This is a genomic window from Bifidobacterium sp. UTBIF-68, assembly GCF_006408855.1.
Classification (GTDB): domain Bacteria; phylum Actinomycetota; class Actinomycetes; order Actinomycetales; family Bifidobacteriaceae; genus Bifidobacterium; species Bifidobacterium reuteri.
This window is the reverse complement of the sequence record NZ_JFAN01000004.1, coordinates 1-15,933: the sequence shown is the minus strand read 5'-3', so window position 1 is coordinate 15,933 and position 15,933 is coordinate 1. Positions and strand designations below refer to the sequence as shown.

Below are 15,933 nucleotides of genomic sequence, written 5' to 3'. Positions count from 1 at the left end.
GAGATCAATCGCATGAACGTCATATGTCAGTGGTGATGTTGCGCATATAGTTCATGCAGCCCGCGGTGTTGGTGTGCGATGGCCATGAGCTGGTCATGCGATATGGGAATATGTCCGATGGATGGCAGCAAGCATATGATGGCTCGCCTCATCACACGTGCAAGTGCGGCAATTACCGTACGAGCGGAGCAATAACCACAGAAGGAGGGCTATGTGACACCGATCGAATTGTCCACCCGCCGCAGGGTGACCGGACTGACCTCGGACGAGTTCGCCCGACTGTTCGTAACGATCGAGCGAAAGGTGGATGGCGAGAACGTCCACTGGGACGCCGCGGATGTCGAATCATGGGAGATTGTAGGCCCGCCGCCTACCGCCGACCAGCATCTCATCGATACGTTGGGCGCCGCGCAGGAATTCGTCGCGGCACTGGCCGATCAGCTGTACCGTGCCACGATGCCGGCCTCCGAGGGCGACACACTCACCGCCTACAGCGACAATCTGACCTTCTGGGCCGAGCATCCCAACTTCGGCGGCATGCCATACGCACTGTGGAATTTTGCCGCGTTGCAGGCAGTCGAATGGATTCGCAAGGAGACCGGCATCATCTGCGAGCTGGACGCTCGCCGGCCTCTGGTGTGACCGACGGAGGGCCGGCGAGGGCCCACAGTGTATCCCACGGTGTAGGGATTTGCCCACCGTGTAGGGAGGCGTTTTCAAAAAATGGCGGAAACAAGCCATTTTCCGTCCCTACATCATGGGACATTCCCTACATCATGGGACATTCCCTACATCGTGGGCCAATCCCTACATCATGAAGGTGTTACACCGCCATTGCGGCGTGAGCGAAAATCACAGTTCGACCTGGCTCCAATGCTCAGGCAGCGGGATGGTCCTGGTCGCGGTGATGCAGGCGAGCACGAGGCCCGCGGCCGAGCACACGACGACCAACATCATGACCGCGCGGAATCCGAACCCGGGAGCCTGCAGCAGCCATCCGACGAGCGCCGGGGCGAGCGCGCCGGGCACGCCGACTGTCGTCTCGAACACGGTGGAGACGCGTCCCTGCATGTCGTCCGGCGTGCGCCCGTAGATGAACCCGAGTTCGCCGGCGTTCAGCGCGGGGAACAGCAGGGCCGGCGCGGCCAGGCATACGACGATCACGGCGTAGGAGTCGGTGAACAGCAGCGGGATCATCGCAGCCGTCAGCACGGCGAACGTGAGCATGATGATCCCGCCGGTGGGGACGTGGTCTACCAGCCATCCGGCGGCCAGCGACCCGGCGAACGCGGCGATGCCGGTCACCGTGCCGACCAGTCCGATGAGCGCGGCGTCGGTGCCACGCGCAGCGAGCATGATCTGCACGCCGACGATGCTTCCCACGCAGGCGACGTTGATGATTGCGCCTTGCACGATGGCTGCGAGGATCACACGCCGGGTCAGCGTCCAACGCCAGCCCTCAATGAACTGCGTAAGAAACGACGGATTGTCGCCGGATGTGGCCGTCACCGTGGGCATCGCCGGCGACGTTGCCGCGGCATCGACGGCCTTGATTCCATCCGCACCAGTGCGCTTCGGCAGTCGCAACGCCGTGGCCGAGGCGATGCCGTACAGGATGGTGGAGACGAGGAACGGGAGCCATCCGGCGAGCCGGTACAGCAACCCGCCAATCACTCCGCCGGACAGTTCGACGCAGGATTCGCGCGCCTCGCGAATGGCCTGCGCCTTGGCGAACCGTTCCATCGGCACGATCGATTTGAGCATCGCGTCGTTGGATGGTCCCAGCAGTCCGTTCGTGACGGCGAACAGGACGACCAACACGGCGAATGCGAGCGTGGTCATCGTGCCGGATGCGAGCATGCCGGTCGCGACGGCGGACAGCGTCAGTCCGATCAGGCCGAGGGCGATCATGAGACGGCGCCGGTCATGCCGGTCTGCGATCGCGCCGCCGAACGACATCAGGACCAGCCCGATTGCCGATTCCGCGGTGACGAGCAGACCCGCCACGAACGGCGAGCCGGAGAGCGCAAGGCCGACCAGCGGTATGGAGAACGTGCGCAGGCTGACCGCGCACCCGTCGGCGGTGTCGGCCGCGAACCAGTCGCGATAGGCGCGGCTGCGCCATAGTGAGCGGGATGTCGGCGGGACGGCCGTGCCTGAGCGATCGTGCCCTGACGCCGGATTCGGCGGGACAGTCGGGACTGGGGAGGACGAGGGATGCGGAAGCTGTGAAGACCGCGGGGACGAGGAAGAATTATCGGCGTTCATGGTGACTCGTTTCGTGTGTCAGCCCCGAACGGAATCCGGCGAGCGCGCGCGAGAAAACGTGAAGAGTCTGCGACGCAGATTCGTATGGATGATCGGGGTGATGTCTGGAATATTCGCATAACGGCATGTCGCGGCTGCAATCTGTACGGCCACGAGGCATGAGGAACGGATGGGGCGGTGAGCCGGTCCGAACCGCATTAGTCGTATGCGAACGATTCCAGAACGAGGTACATGAGCGATCCTTTGCAACGGTCGGGCATGGCAGGCGCGTCGGTGCGCCAGCATGCGGCGTCGGAGCCGGGATGACGGCTCCATGCGCCGCCACCTGTTCCGGTATCCACTGTATACCGTCGGCGGCGAGACATGCCCAACGGCGATGATCCCGACCCCCGACCCACGTCGTACGCGTGCTACCCGGCGGGAATCCTATCGGAGCGCGCGCAACGCACACCCGGCTGCGCACATCCGGCCGCAAGCGTCTGTCCCGTCGACCGGGGGAGACGCCGGAATGCCGACTCAGCGGAACGGACGCCGCCTATTCGCCGATGATCGAGCCGACGATGCCGGAGACGACGGCCATGATGAGTGAGCCGAGCACCGCCCACCAGAACCCGTGGATGATGACGCCCACGTCGAACAGGGAGAGGGCCAGCCACGAGGCGAGCTCCATGAACATCCAGTTGAGCACCAACGCGAACAGCCCCAGCGTCAGCACGGAGATAGGCAGAGCGAGCATGTGGATCACCGGTTTGATGGATGCGTTGATTAGCGCCATGAACAGGGAGAACGCGGCGATGCCGAGAATCGGCGGCTCGCCCACCGCCTCCATGCCGGGCAGCACGGCGACCATGACGCCCGCCGCAACGGTCAGCACCAGCCAATGGGAGATGAATTGCTTCATGCTTTCGATTCTTCCAGTTCAAATGTCAGCGGAATGTGATGATGCCGCACACCGAAGGGCGACGCCGTACAATGCGGAAGGTGACCGTTCGCGGGCCCGGTTGCGGGCCTGGCAAGAGGACGGAGACGGAGTACGGATGGTCCGCCGGAACCCGGCGGACCATCCAGGGAAGACTTCAGGGGAGTGAGGATCGGAAATGGCGGAAACAACGGGAACGACGACAGCGATACCGACGAAAACAACGGGAACGGCCACTGCTGCTACGGCAACGACGGCAACTATAACGACGGAACCGACAGCAACGACCGCGGCTACTACGACAACGACGGGTCTGCTCGTCGGCTCGCACCTGTCCACGGCCGGCGGATGGGACGCGCTGATTAAGCGCTCTCATGAGGAGGGCGGGTCCGCGTTCGCGTTTTTCCCGCGCTCCCCGTACGGCAAGCAGTCGAAGGCATTGGACCCGGCGCAGGCTGGGGAGTTCGGCGCGCGACTGAAGGCCGAGCACTGCGGGCCGCTGGTCGTCCACGCGCCCTACGTCTACAATCTCGCCAGCAAAGAGGAGACCAAGCGCACGTTCGCCATCGAGGCGCTGGCCGAAGACATTGAGCTGCTGACGCCGATTCGCGAGGTGGGGCAGGAGGCGTACATCAACATCCACCCCGGCGCGCATGTGGGCCAAGGCGCCGAGACAGGCTGCCGTCTGATCAGCGAGGGGCTCAACCGCGTGCTCGAGCGGGCGAGCGGCGTCATGGTGCTGCTGGAGACGATGGCGGGCAAGGGCACCGAGTGCGGCCGTAGCTTCGAGGAACTCGCCGCAATCATCGACGGCGTCGAGAACAAGGAGCACATCGGCGTCACATTCGACACCTGCCATGTGCTGGATGCCGGCTACGATCTGGTCAACGACTACGACGGCGTCAAGCGCCAGTTGGACGACATCATCGGGCTCGACAAGGTCAAAGCCATCCATGTGAACGACTCCCAGTTCGGGCTCGGCTCGCACAAGGACCGCCACGCCAACATCGGCGAAGGCCATCTCGGCATCCCGTTCTTCACGCGGCTTGTGAACGACCCAGACATGGCGCGTCTGCCGATGATCCTCGAAACCAAGGAGCTCACGCCCGACACGCATCGCGAGGAGATCGCGCTGCTGCGCTCGCTGGTGCAGCGGTAGCCGGTGATCACCCCGACAGCAACGCCCAAAATATAGGACGCACAAGGCCCATCGGCCAGAGGGTGACCTAGAGTGTCGCATGATCGACCAGCAACAAAGGGAGAATCATGTCGGTTTTGGACGAACTTGTGGCGGGCGCGCTGGAGGACCAGCACACCCGCGAGCGTACCGTGTCGCTGGAGGAAGTGAAGCAGGCCGCGCTGGCGGCCCCGGCCCCAATCGACGCGATGCGATGGCTCAAGCGCGCTGACGGTATCCCGGTGATTGCCGAAATCAAGCGCGCGTCCCCGTCCAAGGGCCACTTGAGCGACATCCCCGACCCTGCCGCGCTGGCCCGCGAATACGAGCAGGGCGGCGCAAGCGCGATCTCCGTGCTCACCGAAGGTCGCAGGTTCCTCGGCAGCCTCGACGATTTCGACAAGGTCCGCGCCGCCGTGCACATCCCGTTGCTGCGCAAGGACTTCATCATCACCGACTACCAGGTCTATGAGGCCCGCGCCCACGGCGCCGATCTTGTGCTGCTCATCGTCGCCGCGCTGGATGACGAGAAGCTCAAGCATCTGCTCGACCTCGCACATGAGCTCAAGATGACCGTACTCGTGGAGGCGCACACCCGCGAGGAGATCGAACGCGCCCGTAAAGCCGGCGCCAAGGTGATCGGCATCAACGCGCGCAACCTCAAGAACCTGCGCGTGGACGTGAACAAATACAACGAGCTGGCCGCCGACCTGCCCGACGACGTCATCAAGGTGGCGGAGTCCGGCGTGTTCGGTGCGGTCGAAGTCGAGGACTACGGCCGCGCCGGCGCGGACGCCGTGCTGGTGGGAGAGGGCGTGGCCACGGCCGACGATCATGAACTTGCAGTGGAACGACTAGTAAAGGCAGGAGCACAAGTGAAAGCATCCGAATCCACCCCGTTGAGCGAGCATCAGGGACCGTACTGGGGACAGTTCGGCGGCCGCTACGTGCCTGAGGCCCTCATCACCGCGCTGGACGAGCTCGAGCGCGTCTACAATGAGGCCAAGGCCGACCCCGAATTCCACAAGGAGTTCATGACCCTGCAGCAGCGTTATGTGGGCCGTCCGAGCCCGCTGACCGAAGCGCCGCGCTTCGCCCAGCTCATCAAGGACAAGACCGGTCTGGACGCCCGCATCTTCCTCAAGCGCGAGGATCTGAACCATACCGGCGCGCACAAGATCAACAACGCGCTCGGCCAGGCTCTGCTCGTCAAGCGCATGGGCAAGACCCGCGTGATCGCCGAGACCGGCGCCGGCCAGCACGGCGTGGCCACCGCCACCGTGTGCGCGATGATGGGCCTCAAGTGCCGCATCTACATGGGCCAGATCGACGCCCGCCGTCAGGCCCTCAATGTGGCCCGTATGCGCATGCTCGGCGCCGAGGTGGTCGAGGTCACGCTCGGCGACCGCATCTTGAAGGATGCCATCAACGAGGCCCTACGCGACTGGGTCACCAACGTCAAGGACACCCACTACCTGCTCGGCACGGTCGCGGGCCCGCACCCGTTCCCTGCCATGGTGCGTGACTTCCAGAAGATCATCGGCGAGGAGGCCAAGCAGCAGCTTCAGGACTGGTACGGCATCGACCATCCGGACGCGGTATGCGCCTGTGTGGGCGGAGGTTCCAACGCCATAGGCGTGATGAACGCCTTCCTCGACGACGAGCGCGTGAACCTCTACGGCTACGAGGCCGGCGGCAACGGCCCCGAGTCCGGCAAGCACGCCATCCGCTTCGCGCCCGGCACCGGCCAGCTCGGCATGTTCCAGGGCGCCAAGAGCTACCTGCTGGAGACCGACGAGGGCCAGACGCTCGACACGTATTCCATCTCCGCCGGCCTTGACTACGCCTCCGTGGGCCCCGAGCACGCCTGGCTCAAGGACATCGGCCGCGTGAACTACAGCTGGGCCACCGACGAGGAGGCCATGAACGCCTTCCGCGACCTGAGCCAGACCGAAGGCATCATCCCCGCCATCGAGAGCTCGCACGCCGTGGCCGGCGCATACAAGGCCGCTGCCGATCTCAAGGCCAAGGGCTACGACAAGGCCGTGATGATCATCAACATCTCCGGCCGCGGCGACAAGGACATGGCCACCGCCGGCAAGTGGTTCGGCTACCTGACCGACGACCAGGCCAAGGCCCTTGAGGTGACCGGCGCACACGGCAACACCGTCGCGTGAGGCGCGGAATAACGGAATAGCGGAATAACTACAGACCGTCGATTGCTCCCCTCAGTCACTTCGTGACAGCTCCCCTCAGAGAGGGGAGCCAGAGCAAACCATAAGAGGTCCTCTGTTTGCCGTTTCCCGAACCGGGGAATAGCAAGCCAATCGCTACGTTGCGCGGCGCTTCCCACAGGGGTGCCAAGGGGAACGAATAAGGAGATTTACGAATATGACCAATACTGCAACCACGCCTTCCGGACAGCCGTTGGGCATCAGCCACAAGCCCAGCCAGACCGAGGCTATGTTCGCCAAGTTTAAGGCCGCCAACAAGCCCGCCTTCATCGGCTACCTGCCCTACGGTTTCCCGAACCCGGATGTCTCGCTCGAAGCGTTGAAGACGATGGTGGAGCACGGCGTCGACGCCGTCGAGATCGGCCTGCCCTACTCCGACCCGGTCATGGACGGCCCGGTCATCCAGGCCGCGTCCTCCATCGCCCTGAAGAACGGCGAGACCATCAAGCGCGTGTTCGAGGCCGTAGAGACGGTGGCCAACGCCGGCGGCGTGCCGCTCGTCATGAGCTACTGGAATCTCATCTACCACTACGGCGTGGAGCGTTTCGCCACCGACTTCGAGAACGCCGGCGGCGCGGGCCTCATCACTCCGGACCTCATCCCGGACGAGGCGGGCGAGTGGATCGAGGCCTCCGACCGCCACGGCCTCGACCGCGTCTTCCTGGTCTCCCCGGATTCGGCCGACGAACGTCTCGAGACGGTGGCGAAGAACGCCCGCGGCTTCGTGTACGCGGCCGCCCGCATGGGCGTCACCGGTGAACGCGCGCATCTCGACGCCTCTCCCGAGGTGCTCGTGGAGCGCACCCGCAAGGCCGGCGCCGAGAACGTGTGCGTCGGTATCGGCGTGTCCACCGCCGAGCAGGGCGCCAAGGTGGGCTCCTACGCGGACGGCGTAATCGTCGGCTCCGCGCTGGTGCACACGCTGCTCGCGGACGACAACAGGACCGCGCGCGACACCGCCGAAGGCCTGAAGCTGCTGGCCGCCAAGAGCGAGGAACTGGCCGAAGGCATCCACAACGCCCGTTGATGCGCCGGGCGCGTCGGCATACACATTTGCCTGACATGCGGCGCGCACTGGGCGTGTCGCATGTCAGCATGCATCATGCCCGCGCATCATCCTGACAGTCATGGTGCGCACCGCGCGGTAGGGTGGTGCACGCAACATCAGGTCAAACCATGTGAGACGCGGCACCAGCAAGTCCGGCAACTCCAGCAAGTAGAGGCAGCATGAATCTGGCTTATATCCCCTCGCCGACCTTCTCCAAATTCCAGGTCGGCCCATTCACCATCCACATGTACGCGATCTGCATCCTCATCGGCATCTGCGTTGCCGTGTGGATTCTCACCACTCGATGGAAGCGGTACGGGGGCAACTTCGACCAGATTCTCGACACCACGCTGGTCACCGTGCCTTGCGCTTTGGTCGGCGCCCGTCTGTACCACTGCATCACCACACCGAGCATGTACTTCCCGCCCACCGGCAACCTGGTCAACATCCTCAAGGTCTGGGAAGGCGGCATGGCCATCTTCGGAGGCATATCCGTGGGCGCGCTGGCAGCGTACCTGTGGTGCCGGCACCGCGGCTACCCGTTCGCCATCTTCGCTGATTCCATCGCACCGGCACTCTTGGTCGCGCAGGCCATCGGGCGCCTCGGCAACTGGTTCAATCAGGAGTTGTACGGATGGCCCACCACGCTGCCCTGGGGCCTGAAACTCAATGACGCCGACGCCATCGGCAAGTCCGAGATCTGCTACGACGGCTCGCAATGCCCGGATTACACCACCACGCTGTTCCACCCCACGTTCCTCTATGAGATGATCTGGAACCTCATCGGCGCGGCCCTCATCGTGTATCTGGGCAAGAAACTTGCCGACCGGCTCAAGGCGGGCCAGCAGTTCGCCATGTACATGATGTGGTATGGCCTCGGCCGCACGTGGATCGAAAATGTGCGCATCAACTACTCCACCGTGATTCTGGGCCTCAGAACCAACGTATGGACCGCCATCATCGTATTCGTCCTCGGCTGCATCCTCTTCGTTGTGCTTTACCAGCACGGCTCCGATGCGCAGGTGCTGGCGCGCAGACTCCAGGCGGTCACCGCCGACGAGCTCGAACGCCAAAGCATCGAAGAGGAGAAGAGCAGGCAAAAGAAGCGTTAACGCGAATCCCATACTCCATGAAATAACAGGGCAAGTCCCATTTGGAAGATAAGGTAGGAAACCATGAGCAAGATCGCAATCGCACCCAGCATTCTGTCCGCCGATTTCTGCAACCTTGAGCGAGACCTCAAGGCCATCGCCAACGCCGACCTCGTCCATGTGGACGTGATGGACCATCATTTCGTACCGAACCTCACGCTGGGCGAGCCGATCGTCAAGCGCATCTGCGAGGTCACCGACCTGCCGGTCGACGTGCACCTCATGATCGAGGACCCGGACCGTTGGGCACCTGAGTACGCCAAGCTCGGCGCCGCCTCCGTGTCCTTCCACATGGGCGCTACGCACGCCCCCGTGCGGCTGGCCCGCCAGCTGCGCGACATGGGCTGCAAGGCATGCTTCGCCGTGCGTCCGGCCGAACCGGTCGAACCGATTTTCGACATCCTCGACGAGTTCGACATGGTTCTCATCATGACCGTGGAGCCCGGCTTCGGCGGTCAGAAGTTCCTCGACAACCAGATGGCCAAGGTGCGTCGCCTGCGTGACGAGATCACCCGCCGTGGCCTCAAGACTCGCATTCAGGTGGATGGCGGCGTGAGCCCCAAGACCGCGCACATCGTGGCCGAGGCCGGAGCCGACGTGCTGGTGGCGGGCTCCGCGGTATACGGTGCCGAAAACCCCGCCCAGGCCATCGACGACATCCGCGTCAAGGCCGAGGCCGCATACAAGGACTGAACACGGAATGCATGCCATGTCGGCTGTCGCGTACTTGAGATGAGGATTGACTCATCGTGTGCGACAGCCGACAATGGCATGGCATGTCTGTCGGATTCAATGAAAGCAGTTACACATATGAAGACGTTTGAATCGTTGTTCGCTGAGCTGAGCGAAAAGGCCAAGACCCGTCCCGAAGGTTCGTTGACCGTCGAGGAGTTGGACAAGGGGACCCATTTCATCGGCAAGAAGATCATTGAAGAAGCCGGTGAGACCTGGATGGCCGCCGAGTATGAAGGTGCCGACCGCACCGCCGAGGAGATGAGCCAGCTTCTCTATCACGTTCAGGTGATGATGATTAAGCATGGTCTGACCCTCGAGGACGTCTACAAGCACCTGTGACGTTCCGGTCGGCTGTGCATCCCTTGGAAGAAGGGTTATGGGTTTCGGCGGAAGCTCCCGTCAGATGAGTGATTCATCCGCCGGGATCCATCAGCGAAATAGTCGACATTTGATATACCGTATGAGCCACGCATCCGATCTGTAACAAACAGAAACTCCCATAGGGGGAGAGGAGTACCAATGCTGAGAATCGCCGTTCCGAACAAGGGCATGCTGTCCGAACCCGCATGGAACATGCTGGCCGAGGCGGGATACCGTCTGCGCACCAATCCGCGCCAGCTCGTCGTCCAGGACCCGGACAACGACATCGAGCTGTTCTATCTGCGCCCGCTGGACATCGCCGTGTACGTGGGCCATGGCGCCATCGATGTCGGCATCACCGGCGAGGATCTGCTCAAGAACTCCGGCACCGAGGCCATCGAGCATCTGCCGCTCGGCTTCGGAGCCTCCACCTTCCGCTTCGCCGCGCCGAACGAGTCGCCGATCTCCAAGCTTGAGGACATCCAGGGCAAGCGCGTGGCCACCACATTCGACAAGCTCGTGCAGGACTATCTGACCGATCACGGCATTCAAGCCGAGACCATCCATTTGGACGGTGCCGTAGAGTCCTCAGTGCAACTTGGTGTGGCCGACCTCATCGCCGACGTGGTCTCCACCGGTACCACGTTGCGCAACGCCGGCCTGCGCATCTTCGCCGAACCGCTCATGCACTCCGAAGCCTGCCTCATCCGCTCCCCGCGCCTTGATACCGACGACCCGCGTCTGGCGGTCCTGTCTCGCCGTCTGCGCGGCGTGCTCACCGCGCACCAGTACGTGCTCATGGACTACGACATCCCGATCAGCAAGGTCTCCGCCGCAGTGGCGGTGACCCCGGGATTCGAAAGCCCGACCATCTCTCCGTTGCACGACAAGCAGTGGAATGCCGTGCGCGTCATGGTGCCCAAGGCCAAGGTGAACCAGCTGATGGATGATTTGTATGAAGTCGGCGCACGCGGCATCATCGTCACCGCGTTGCAGGCATCACGCATCTAGACCTGTCTTCCGCCATGTCACAGCAGAACACCGATACGCAATACAGTCCGGAAGCGCGTGATATTTATTTCACCGTACCGAATCTGATCAGTGCACTGAGGATCATTTCGATTCCCTTCATCACCGCATTGATATCGCGCCACAGCATGATCGAGGCTTTGGCGCTGATTGCCGTTTCATCGGCTTCTGATGGTGTCGACGGTATCATCGCGCGCAAATTCAACCAAGTCAGCAAGATCGGTCAGATTCTCGATCCTCTGGCCGATCGTCTGCTCATCTTCTGCTCCATCCTTGCACTCGGCATTGCGGGAATCATACCGATGTGGATGCTGGTGGTGGTCGGTATCCGTGACCTGTGGATGGCGATTCAGGTTGTCTGGCTCGCCCAATATGGATACGGGCCGTTGCCGGTGCATTTTGTGGGCAAGGCCGGCACCGCGCTGTTGATGATATCCATAGTGTCGCTTATCATCGCCGATCTGGGCAGCAGCCAGTTCTTCCACACGTTGTATCTCGCGGCGCTTGCCGCCGGAATTTGGGGGCTGGCCATGTACTGGCTAGCCGGTTACATCTATACCCGTCAAGGCGTCACGTTATTGCGCAAAGAACTGGGGGAGAAGTATGGCGCCTGATCCGATTGCACCGGAATCCTTCCCGATATCGGAAGAGAACGCTCCGGTTCATCGGCGCGCCGTATTCTCCGCCTCGGTGTCCGGCATCGATTCCCATCATGCCCTGTCTCCTGACGATGTCGCCGCGATCCGTACACGTCGCCGGCGAAAGACCGACGACGATTCCCTACGTTTGATCGACGACTTGGTCAACAGGCCGATGGATCCCATGTTCTCGGATTCGAGGTTGGTCCATGAGCATCGTTCCACGTTTGCGTTTTGGGCCAATCGCGTCATTGTCTTTGTGATTTGCGTTGTTGTGGGCTTTGCCGGCAGCCTGTTCGTGCAGCAATTGCAGTCCGATCCCCGCAAGCAGGTGCGACAGACTCTGGTGAACCAGCTTGAGAACCGTAATGATACCATCACGCAATTGTCCGCCGACGTCAATGACCTGAAGTCTCAGGTCGACCAGCAGTCAAAGAAGGTTACCGGCAACGTGAAAAGCGACACGTTGATCCAAGACGAACTGGTCAATGGCACCGTCGCGGTCACCGGTCCTGGCATCACCATGACGCTGGCTGACCCTATCGCGGCAAGCCAGGCTGACCAATCCACATCGAATCGTGTGGGAACCACCAGTAATATCCGCGTCGTCACTGACCTTGATTTGCAGCAACTGGTCTCCTTGATGTTCAGTAACGGCGCCGAAGCGATTTCCATCAACGGCAATCGCATAGGGGCGCAGACATCCATACGCAAGGCTGGCGGTCATATTCTCATTGGAATGACTGCCATCGAAAGCCCCTACAGCATCGAGGCGATAGGAAACAAATCGGAGTTGGCCGAGCAGATGGGTAGCGCCAAATTGAAAAGTCTTTACGATTCATTCAAAAAAGCCGGTATCTATCCTCAAGTCAGCACATCCAACTCGATTACACTGAAAGCAGCAGTTGCTGGCGATGTTCAGTATGCGGAGAGGAATCAGTGATGGCAGCCGTTCTGGGTCTGATTATCGGTGTTGTTGTCGGCGTGTTCGTCAAGCCGGACATACCCGTAGTTGTGCAGCCGTACCTGCCCATCATGGTGATCGCCGCCCTGGATGCCTTGCTCGGTGCCGCACGTGCCTATTTCGAACGCAGCTTCTCCGATCGCGTGTTCGTCATATCCTTCCTCGCCAATGTGGTCACTGCCACGCTGCTGGTGTTCCTCGGCAATCAGCTCGGTGTTGGATCGCAGCTCCAGACCGCCGTCATCGTGGTGCTTGGCATTCGTATCTTCTCGAATGTGTCTGCCATCAGGCGTTTCATCTTCAGAGGCTGACATGGCGCGCAGATCGCAATCGCATAACATGCTGGAGAAAATGCGGGATCAGCATGCGCAGGACAAAGTCAACGACAGGATGGAAACCGGCTCGTTCCCCAAGGTGCGCAGAAAGCCGCGTGCGGATCTCAACCGCCACGCGAACAGGTCACGTTTGATCACATCCATCCTCATCATGCTGATGTGCGCGTTGCTGGGATTCACGTACATGAGCCAGATCAACAACACTAAATCGACGTATGAGACATTGGACGAGAACGAGCTGGTTCGTCTGCTCAACGAATCGAACACGCAGATCTCCAATCTGGAGCAGCGCAAGACGCAATTGTCCAATCAGCTTGAGTCGCTGAAATCAGCCGCGGATGAGCAGGAGCAGGCGCGTAAGATCGCCAAGCAGAACGAGGAGGCCAGTGGCCTGATCTCCGGCAGACTGCCTGCTCGAGGCAGGGGCGTCACGGTGTCCATCAGCCGGGGGGCCGATGCCAAAGTCGATGCTTCGATCATGTTCAACCTCATCGAGGAGTTGCGCAACGCCGGTGCTGAAGTCATTGCGGTGGACAGCGTGCGCGTGGTCGCGTCGACGTATATCGCCGACGCCGATGATGGGTTGATCTGTGACGGAACCTCCATCAAACCGCCTTACACCGTCAAGGCCATCGGCAATCCGCAGGAACTGTCCAATGCAGTGGACATCGCCGGGGGAGTAGGTGCTCAATTGCAGGTGAAATACGGTGCGAATGTCGAAGTGCAATCCTCCGATAACATCGTGATAGACGAAGTTCGTGAAGCTACGCAAAATCAGTATGCGAAGACTGTAGAATGAGGAGTTATGACTGATCCGATTCCAAGCGCAGGCGAAACCACCATCATCGGTTTGCCTGCAATCAATGTATTGCCCGTTACCTCCACCGGCGACCGTCCGCTGACACAGGAGGATCTGGATACGATCACACGCCTTTCCGATGGAACGGCCCTGTTGATTTCCACCAGGGGAGCGGTATCCGGTTCCCGTTACCTGCTTGACGAGGATGAGATTACCGTCGGCCGCGACCCGCGAGCCGACATCCTGCTTGACGATTCCACCGTGTCCCGTCAGCATGCCGTGTTCCGCCGTGCCAATGGGCATTTCTCCGTTATCGACGCAGGAAGCCTGAATGGCACGTATGTGAATCGTCAACGTGTCGACCAGGCTGTGCTGAAAAACGGCGATGAAATCATGATCGGCAAGTTCCGTCTCATGTTCTTCACCAAATCCGCCGTTATCTCCCAATGAACGCCGTTTGACCTTGGCTTACACTGGATTCGGGATCGCTCGGTGTGATTCCGCCAGTGTAAGCCAAGGAGCGTGCGATGGGAGCAATCGGTTTGCATCTTCATATTCCGCTCAAGGAGCGTGAGAACTTGAACGATGAGGCGATTCAGGGGGAGTTATTCTCCAGCACCGACACGCAGGAAGCTAAGCGTGGATATCGTGGCACCGTAGCCTCGAAAATCGCTGGCATTACTTATCGTCAGCTTGATTATTGGGCGAGAAAGCAGATTGTGGAACCGTCGATTACGCCATCGCATGGCTCCGGTTCACGACGGCTGTATTCGTTCAAGGACGTGGTCATTCTCGCTGTCTCCAAAAGGCTCCTCGATGCCGGGGTCAACTTGCAGAACGTGACCGCAGCCATAGGATTTCTCTCGCAGCGAAGCACCGTGCAACTGGCCAATGTGACCATCATGTGCGATGGCCAGCATGTGCATGAATGCACCACCAGCGAGCAGATGCTGGAGTTGCTGCAAAGCGGCAAGGCGGTGTTTGCCGTGTCCGTAGGCTCGCTATGGCATCAGATTGAAGCAGCTTTGGAACATGAGGATTATGTTGATCTCGAGGCGCAGCCGATGAAAATCACCATGAACCGTCCGATCGATGAACTGACCGCCATGCGCATGCGCAAGAAACTCGAAGCGCGCAGACTACAGCGCGAAACCGCCTGAAGGAGACGCTTGTGACGACGATGCTCATCGAGCTGTTGCCTGCTTTGCTGTGGATTATCGCTGTGGTCATGGCGCTGAACATCATTGCGTTGACGATTCTTCGTGGACATCTGTTCGTCTCCAGACTGCGCCGTCCGCCGGTGTATCCGGTCAGCTGGACGATGGTCGCGGCGCATGTCGTGTCGTTTGCGATGGCCATCGTGCCGTTTCCTGTCTATGCGCTGACCGCCGGCATGATGGACATCGATGTGCGTGAATTCTATGAGCAAAACGCGTTAATTGGCGCGATCATCGTCATCGTGCTGGTGATGCTTGAGATTCTGGTCATGTATCTGCAGGCGCATAACGCGATGGAGACCGAAATGGATCGGCGGTTGGGCTTGGCTGTGCACGGAAATAAAAACAGTGACAAATAGCCGATAATGTACGTTATGTCAGATTGGTTTAAGAACAGATGACGTACAGCCTATCTGGCATATAAACTATCTGACATATAAATGTATTGTGGTGATCTGCAACAGGTTGGGTGCCGTGCAATGTTGGCTCGGCTGGCTTTTACATGCGAGACCTGCGCTATCCAAGCACCTTCACGGCTCCGATGATGTCACCGAAGATCGGGCGCTTCCAATACGAGACCCATACGCGGGTCCCCTCCGGCAGGTCGTTGATTCTGTTGCCGTTCGGGGTTATGTCGTTCCATTTCACCTCGACTGTTCGGCCGTCTGTCAGCGCGATTTCGGAGCCGTGCACCGGTTCGTCATACCTGCCGGTGTCATCCGTCCGTCGTACCACGCCCTCGCCGGTGGACGGCCCCACGACGAGAATGATGGCGTTGAATATGGCGGCGATTCCCACGATGATGACGGATGGGAATGCGATTTCGGCCGGAGCGATGCGTGCGGCGAGCAATATTCCCAAGAGGATGACGACCAGCGTTTCGACAATCAGGTTGCGGAGGATGGGATTCATTCAGCGGCCTTTCCGATAGAGTCGAGAGTCACATCCATCATCGGACTATTCCGCGACTTCACTGGTCCTCCAGTTTTTGACGAAACCGACGGTCTCCCTCTCTCAGAAAAGAAGACCGTCGGTTTCTTGCAGATGGAGAGTAATATG

At 60.6% G+C, this 15,933-nt stretch carries 19 protein-coding genes; 15 read left to right on the top strand and 4 right to left on the bottom strand.

The features are described 5' to 3' along the window. The first annotated feature begins 213 nt into the window (after positions 1-213). Entirely contained in the window at positions 214-642 is a 429-nt protein-coding gene (locus tag BW14_RS01245; protein WP_044090236.1) for a hypothetical protein, read from the top strand. Positions 643-852: 210 nt separating this feature from the next. Here the strand turns inward: BW14_RS01245 and BW14_RS01240 are convergent, their stop codons facing one another. The 3 genes from BW14_RS01240 to BW14_RS01235 all read right to left on the bottom strand — a co-directional run bounded on the left by BW14_RS01240 (position 853) and on the right by BW14_RS01235 (position 3,169). Further along, positions 853-2,268 (bottom strand): MFS transporter, encoded by a 1,416-nt coding sequence (locus BW14_RS01240; protein WP_140489140.1) that lies wholly within the window; start codon positions 2,266-2,268, stop codon positions 853-855. 197 nt (positions 2,269-2,465) lie between these two features. After that, positions 2,466-2,609 (bottom strand): hypothetical protein, encoded by a 144-nt coding sequence (locus tag BW14_RS11830; protein WP_156100223.1) that lies wholly within the window; start codon positions 2,607-2,609, stop codon positions 2,466-2,468. Between the two features lie 194 nt (positions 2,610-2,803). Further along, entirely contained in the window at positions 2,804-3,169 is a 366-nt protein-coding gene (locus BW14_RS01235) for a phage holin family protein (protein WP_044090238.1), read from the bottom strand. Between the two features lie 196 nt (positions 3,170-3,365). On the opposite strand from BW14_RS01235, the gene BW14_RS01230 reads away from it, so the two are divergent. The 14 genes from BW14_RS01230 to BW14_RS01165 all read left to right on the top strand — a co-directional run bounded on the left by BW14_RS01230 (position 3,366) and on the right by BW14_RS01165 (position 15,233). Next, positions 3,366-4,346, top strand: a complete 981-nt coding sequence (locus tag BW14_RS01230) for a deoxyribonuclease IV (protein ID WP_081886586.1) — start codon at positions 3,366-3,368, stop codon at positions 4,344-4,346. A 107-nt stretch (positions 4,347-4,453) separates the two neighbouring features. Continuing rightward, positions 4,454-6,541 (top strand): bifunctional indole-3-glycerol phosphate synthase/tryptophan synthase subunit beta, encoded by a 2,088-nt coding sequence (locus tag BW14_RS01225; protein WP_044090239.1) that lies wholly within the window; start codon positions 4,454-4,456, stop codon positions 6,539-6,541. Between the two features lie 214 nt (positions 6,542-6,755). Beyond that, the gene (trpA, locus tag BW14_RS01220) at positions 6,756-7,625 is read left to right on the top strand and encodes a tryptophan synthase subunit alpha (protein WP_044090240.1); all 870 of its coding nucleotides are present in this window, start codon (positions 6,756-6,758) and stop codon (positions 7,623-7,625) included. 200 nt (positions 7,626-7,825) lie between these two features. After that, positions 7,826-8,758: a prolipoprotein diacylglyceryl transferase gene (gene lgt, locus BW14_RS01215; protein WP_044090241.1), complete on the top strand. Its 933-nt coding sequence runs from the start codon at positions 7,826-7,828 to the stop codon at positions 8,756-8,758. A gap of 63 nt (positions 8,759-8,821) precedes the next feature. Continuing rightward, entirely contained in the window at positions 8,822-9,490 is a 669-nt protein-coding gene (gene rpe, locus BW14_RS01210; protein WP_044090242.1) for a ribulose-phosphate 3-epimerase, read from the top strand. A gap of 99 nt (positions 9,491-9,589) precedes the next feature. Then, a complete protein-coding gene (locus BW14_RS01205) occupies positions 9,590-9,871 on the top strand; it encodes a phosphoribosyl-ATP diphosphatase (RefSeq protein ID WP_258186018.1) in 282 nt (93 codons plus the stop codon). A 180-nt stretch (positions 9,872-10,051) separates the two neighbouring features. Next, positions 10,052-10,903, top strand: coding sequence for an ATP phosphoribosyltransferase (gene hisG / locus BW14_RS01200; protein ID WP_140489139.1), 852 nt, complete (start codon positions 10,052-10,054; stop codon positions 10,901-10,903). Between the two features lie 14 nt (positions 10,904-10,917). Beyond that, positions 10,918-11,535: a CDP-alcohol phosphatidyltransferase family protein gene (locus BW14_RS01195; protein ID WP_140462731.1), complete on the top strand. Its 618-nt coding sequence runs from the start codon at positions 10,918-10,920 to the stop codon at positions 11,533-11,535. Then, positions 11,525-12,502, top strand: coding sequence for a DUF881 domain-containing protein (locus BW14_RS01190; RefSeq protein WP_140489138.1), 978 nt, complete (start codon positions 11,525-11,527; stop codon positions 12,500-12,502). The genes BW14_RS01195 and BW14_RS01190 overlap by 11 nt, the downstream gene beginning before the upstream one ends. Beyond that, complete coding sequence (locus BW14_RS01185; protein ID WP_044090247.1) at positions 12,502-12,834, top strand: small basic family protein; 333 nt, start codon at positions 12,502-12,504, stop codon at positions 12,832-12,834. Before BW14_RS01190 ends, BW14_RS01185 begins: the two co-directional genes overlap by 1 nt. 1 nt (position 12,835) lies before the next feature. Next, positions 12,836-13,657 carry a DUF881 domain-containing protein gene (locus BW14_RS01180; protein ID WP_140489137.1) on the top strand — a complete coding sequence of 274 codons (822 nt, stop codon included), beginning with the start codon at positions 12,836-12,838 and terminating at the stop codon, positions 13,655-13,657. 6 nt (positions 13,658-13,663) lie between these two features. Beyond that, complete coding sequence (locus BW14_RS01175; protein ID WP_044090249.1) at positions 13,664-14,107, top strand: FHA domain-containing protein; 444 nt, start codon at positions 13,664-13,666, stop codon at positions 14,105-14,107. Positions 14,108-14,184: 77 nt separating this feature from the next. Then, positions 14,185-14,817 (top strand): MerR family transcriptional regulator, encoded by a 633-nt coding sequence (locus BW14_RS01170; protein ID WP_044090250.1) that lies wholly within the window; start codon positions 14,185-14,187, stop codon positions 14,815-14,817. Between the two features lie 20 nt (positions 14,818-14,837). Beyond that, complete coding sequence (locus BW14_RS01165; RefSeq protein WP_258186026.1) at positions 14,838-15,233, top strand: hypothetical protein; 396 nt, start codon at positions 14,838-14,840, stop codon at positions 15,231-15,233. Between the two features lie 157 nt (positions 15,234-15,390). On the opposite strand, the gene BW14_RS01160 is transcribed toward BW14_RS01165, so the two are convergent. After that, a complete protein-coding gene (locus BW14_RS01160) occupies positions 15,391-15,786 on the bottom strand; it encodes a hypothetical protein (RefSeq protein ID WP_044090251.1) in 396 nt (131 codons plus the stop codon). Positions 15,787-15,933: the final 147 nt, after the last annotated feature.

Coding starts and splice junctions, on each gene's coding strand:
- BW14_RS01235 (WP_044090238.1), bottom strand. CDS start 3,169: ATGAAGCAATTCATCTCCCATTGGCTGGTGCTGACCGTTGCGGCGGGC.
- BW14_RS01230 (WP_081886586.1), top strand. CDS start 3,366: ATGGCGGAAACAACGGGAACGACGACAGCGATACCGACGAAAACAACG.
- BW14_RS01180 (WP_140489137.1), top strand. CDS start 12,836: ATGGCGCGCAGATCGCAATCGCATAACATGCTGGAGAAAATGCGGGAT.
- BW14_RS01175 (WP_044090249.1), top strand. CDS start 13,664: ATGACTGATCCGATTCCAAGCGCAGGCGAAACCACCATCATCGGTTTG.
- rpe (WP_044090242.1), top strand. CDS start 8,822: ATGAGCAAGATCGCAATCGCACCCAGCATTCTGTCCGCCGATTTCTGC.
- lgt (WP_044090241.1), top strand. CDS start 7,826: ATGAATCTGGCTTATATCCCCTCGCCGACCTTCTCCAAATTCCAGGTC.
- BW14_RS01195 (WP_140462731.1), top strand. CDS start 10,918: ATGTCACAGCAGAACACCGATACGCAATACAGTCCGGAAGCGCGTGAT.
- BW14_RS01165 (WP_258186026.1), top strand. CDS start 14,838: ATGCTCATCGAGCTGTTGCCTGCTTTGCTGTGGATTATCGCTGTGGTC.
- BW14_RS01190 (WP_140489138.1), top strand. CDS start 11,525: ATGGCGCCTGATCCGATTGCACCGGAATCCTTCCCGATATCGGAAGAG.
- BW14_RS01240 (WP_140489140.1), bottom strand. CDS start 2,268: ATGAACGCCGATAATTCTTCCTCGTCCCCGCGGTCTTCACAGCTTCCG.
- trpA (WP_044090240.1), top strand. CDS start 6,756: ATGACCAATACTGCAACCACGCCTTCCGGACAGCCGTTGGGCATCAGC.
- BW14_RS01185 (WP_044090247.1), top strand. CDS start 12,502: ATGGCAGCCGTTCTGGGTCTGATTATCGGTGTTGTTGTCGGCGTGTTC.
- BW14_RS01225 (WP_044090239.1), top strand. CDS start 4,454: ATGTCGGTTTTGGACGAACTTGTGGCGGGCGCGCTGGAGGACCAGCAC.
- hisG (WP_140489139.1), top strand. CDS start 10,052: ATGCTGAGAATCGCCGTTCCGAACAAGGGCATGCTGTCCGAACCCGCA.
- BW14_RS01205 (WP_258186018.1), top strand. CDS start 9,590: ATGAAAGCAGTTACACATATGAAGACGTTTGAATCGTTGTTCGCTGAG.
- BW14_RS01170 (WP_044090250.1), top strand. CDS start 14,185: ATGGGAGCAATCGGTTTGCATCTTCATATTCCGCTCAAGGAGCGTGAG.
- BW14_RS01160 (WP_044090251.1), bottom strand. CDS start 15,786: ATGAATCCCATCCTCCGCAACCTGATTGTCGAAACGCTGGTCGTCATC.